The sequence below is a fragment of the Moorena sp. SIO1G6 genome (genome assembly GCF_010672795.1).
GTDB classification, from domain to species: domain Bacteria; phylum Cyanobacteriota; class Cyanobacteriia; order Cyanobacteriales; family Coleofasciculaceae; genus Moorena; species Moorena producens.
Genome location: NZ_JAAHFZ010000198.1, coordinates 1 through 1,092, shown reverse-complemented (window position 1 = coordinate 1,092; position 1,092 = coordinate 1). Strand labels below are relative to the sequence as shown.

The following is a 1,092-nucleotide window of genomic DNA, read 5'->3' as shown; positions in this document are numbered from 1 at the left end:
GATTTCCGCTAGCAACGTTGTCATTAATCTCAAGTTGACTCTGCGTCAGAGTAGCAGAATAACCAGTTGTGCCAAGTCAGCCTATAAGAATTAGTACGAATTTAGGAGTAATTATGCAACCCCCATTTATCTACCCACTAACCTTATCATTCAAGATTCTCGCCCTAGCGCCACAGCTATCTGTTCGTGATGCCAATGGCAACCTGCTCTTCTATGTCCGCCAGAAGCTCTTTAAGCTGAAAGAAGCTGTGACCGTCTTTGCTGATGAAGAGCAGCGAGATCCGCGTTATTATTTGAATGCTGATCGAATTATCGATTGGTCCGCCAACTATAATTTTCAGCGAAACGGTGGCGGATCGATTGGCTCTATCAAACGGCAAGGAATGCGGTCGTTGTGGAAGGCCCGCTATGATATTTCCAGCGGACGAAACGGCCAAATGAATATCGAGGAAGAGAATGGCTGGATCAAAGTGATGGACGGGCTGTTTGGGGAGATACCGATTGTGGGAATCTTATCTGGATATCTCTTTCACCCTGTCTATCTGATCAGCGATGACTTGAGTTTGGCTTTTTAGTTGAGGGGGTAGAAAGTGGGATGAACCTTTGATATAGTGTTGTTATCAAGCAGCACGAAAGCAAAAGGACATCCCAAATGGAAGATATCAAAGAAATTGAAGAAAGCCCAGTTTTGCTAAAGGAGATCATGAGTCTAGTGAAGGCTTGTGAGGGGAATTATGGACAAAAGCGAGTCTTCAATCGGATAGTGGCGTTGGTGATGGCGGAGCTATTTTCGTTTGGTCGTCATACAATCACTCAGTTGCTGTTAACGCTAGGTCTGACGGATGAGGATTGGAGTGCATGGTATAGGCTCTTTAGCGAAGGAAGGTTTGAGGAAGAGGCGACGAGCAAAGTGATGTTGGGAGAGATGTTGAAGGAGGTAGAAGAGGAGGAGCCATTTGTAGTAGGGGGAGATGGGTTTCATGTGCCGAGATGTAGTGAGAAGATGCCAGGAAGTGGCTGGATGCGAGGGTTGACGACGGCGAAATGGCGACCTGGAATTCAACGAGGTCAGCGGTATGTAGAAACATCGTG

Annotated in this window: 1 protein-coding gene and 1 pseudogene; both read left to right on the top strand. The window is 46.5% G+C overall.

Annotated features, from left to right (window positions below):
* Positions 1–113: 113 nt before the first annotated feature.
* Positions 114–575 (top strand): LURP-one-related/scramblase family protein, encoded by a 462-nt coding sequence (locus tag F6K63_RS36995; RefSeq protein WP_287315028.1) that lies wholly within the window; start codon positions 114–116, stop codon positions 573–575.
* Positions 576–652: 77 nt separating this feature from the next.
* A pseudogene (locus F6K63_RS36990) lies at positions 653–1,092 on the top strand (transposase); the annotation flags it as partial.